The sequence below is a fragment of the bacterium genome, from assembly GCA_009926305.1.
Classification (GTDB): Bacteria; Bdellovibrionota_C; UBA2361; order UBA2361; family RFPC01; genus RFPC01.
This window is the reverse complement of the sequence record RFPC01000170.1, coordinates 1-2,161: the sequence shown is the minus strand read 5'-3', so window position 1 is coordinate 2,161 and position 2,161 is coordinate 1. Positions and strand designations below refer to the sequence as shown.

The window sequence follows — 2,161 nt, the reverse complement described above, 5'->3', positions numbered from 1 at the left end:
CACGAAAGGCAGGGTTGACTCTGACTGGAGCCATTTTGTTTGCAGTTGCAGCTGTCCTCTTCCTCGTTTATGCCGTGTTCCTCATTCCAAGCATCATTTTCGGATTCGTAGGATACGCAAATCAGAAGAAACTCAACAAAGCAGAAGGTTAATCCCTTGAATTGGGGTAGCCAGGCTTAGGTCTGGCTACCCCTTGCTCATTGTCATTTAGGAAAACGGCAGGAAATCCCACGCCCTCCTCTTTGCAGTGAATTGCTAGTCAGGGTTCTTCGTGAGGCATTAAAGCCTTTGGGAAAAATAGTTGTAATTTTTAGTTGTAATTTCGAAAATCAGAGGCTTAAACAAGCCAATCTAAGGGCGGGTGGATCTAACTAGGCTCCACGAAAGCTCTTTTCCGTTACTTGAAAAATTAGACGTCGCAAAATCATGCGACTTTCTTGCTTGGCGCTGACAGACTCTTTTTATGCCATCCGCGTTCTATGGAGTCGTGACGACACGAATTTTCTGTCGCACTGGATGCCCGTCCCGGCGACCAAATCCAGAGAATGTCCTTTACTTCTCAAACATCAACGAGCCAAAGAAGATTGGCTTTCGAGCGTGCAAGAGGTGCCGACCAGATCTTCCCTCGCCTGCTTTAGAGGAATTTCAGCGACAAATGACTGAAGATTTTGTTCAGCTTGCGATTAGCAGTCCGGAGAAAACAATCCGTCAACTTGCTGAAGAGCTGGCAGTGTCGAGGCGGCAACTGGAGAGAATCACTGTCATTGTTTCAGGGTTGACACCTCGTAAATTGGCGAGACGAGAGCAGAGCAAATTGTGAGGAAGCCATCGAAGTGGCTCCCTGGATTTATTGCCCTTGGGCTGGTGTGGGGGTTGTCCTTCCTTTTCGTTGAACTCGCTCTCATCTCTTTCACTCCGATTGGTATTGCGTTCCTTCGTGGGCTTCTCGGTGCAGTTTCTCTCCTTGTCCTAGTGGCAGTAACTCGGCAAAAACTTCCTCGAGTGTGGAGACATTGGTTACACATTTCGATTGTCGCTGTGTTGCTAAATGCTGCTCCCGGGTTTCTTTTTGCCCTTGGGCAGGAAACAGTGAGTAGTTCGATTGCAGGAGTTATCAACGCGACCACGCCTCTCATGACGGTTCTCATCATCATTTCTTTTTTTCGTGATCAAACCCCCACCGTTGATCAATTCTTGGGAATAGTCGTAGGGTTTTTTGGAATTCTCCTGGTGATGGAGATCTTTTCTTCTAGCAATCAAGCATCTGTCGCAGGAGTCATCACTCTCCTGATGGCAACCTTGTGTTACGGGCTAGCGATGCCCTACGCGAAGCGTTTTGTTTCCCCCTTGCCTTACAGTCCTTATGTTCTAGCTGCGTCGCAGGTTTCTGCGTCAGCTGCCCTGACCGCTCTACCCGCAATTCTGTGGGGAATTACGCATGATGTGATCACTGGCACTTCTCTCGCTGGAATTGCTTTACTGGGCGTGCTTGGAACGGGGGTTGCTTATGTATGGAATTACCGAAATATTGAGTTGGCGGGGAGCGTCGTTGCTTCTTCGGTCACATACATAACTCCCGTCGTGGCTGTCATTGCGGGCGTTCTCGTCCTCGGTGATCAGCTGTCACCGTCGCAGGTTGCTGGCGGTATTTTGATAGTGCTTTCGGCTCTTCTCGTCCAGGGTCGACTGAGGGTAACTCGAACGAGGAATAGGTAGCCAACTTATGCCGATAGTTGTAATTTTTAGTTGTAATTGCAGAAAACAGCCCCTCAAACAAGCCGATCCCCAAGGGCGAGTGGAGTTACCTAGGCTCCACAATTCGGCAACTGCAGCCTCAGTGCGACATTTGCTTCCGGAGCAGAGAGAAGTGAGGAAAGCCTGCTCCCTAAAGGCGGAAAGCCAGAACGATAGCAAGAAGCAGGAATACACTCGCCACCGTGAATTCCATGGCGATAGCTACGCGTGGTCTAAGAAAGAACTTTCTCGCGGCACTGGCGGCATACACGAGGGGCACTAACCAGATTACGGTCGCCACAAGGAAGGTCGCGCTCAGCAGGGTCAGTTGCCAGAATGCACTCTGCGACTCACCCAAGAACTGGGGAAAAAATGCCAGGAAGAAGATTAAGACCTTGGGGTTTGTCACATTCGTGATGAGAGACAT

At 49.6% G+C, this 2,161-nt stretch carries 3 protein-coding genes; 2 read left to right on the top strand and 1 reads right to left on the bottom strand.

Going from position 1 to position 2,161, the window contains the following annotated elements:
* Window positions 1-463: 463 nt before the first annotated feature.
* Window positions 464-820 (top strand): hypothetical protein, encoded by a 357-nt coding sequence (locus tag EBR25_13320; GenBank protein ID NBW41961.1) that lies wholly within the window; start codon window positions 464-466, stop codon window positions 818-820.
* Window positions 817-1,716, top strand: coding sequence for a DMT family transporter (locus tag EBR25_13315; protein NBW41960.1), 900 nt, complete (start codon window positions 817-819; stop codon window positions 1,714-1,716). The genes EBR25_13320 and EBR25_13315 overlap by 4 nt, the downstream gene beginning before the upstream one ends.
* A 169-nt stretch (window positions 1,717-1,885) precedes the next feature.
* On the opposite strand, the gene EBR25_13310 is transcribed toward EBR25_13315, so the two are convergent.
* The coding region (locus tag EBR25_13310; protein ID NBW41959.1) for a LysE family translocator at window positions 1,886-2,161 on the bottom strand (276 nt) is incomplete at its 5' end.

Excerpts from the sequence above, each read along its gene's own strand:
- EBR25_13320 (NBW41961.1), top strand. The coding sequence starts at position 464 with ATGCCATCCGCGTTCTATGGAGTCGTGACGACACGAATTTTCTGTCGC.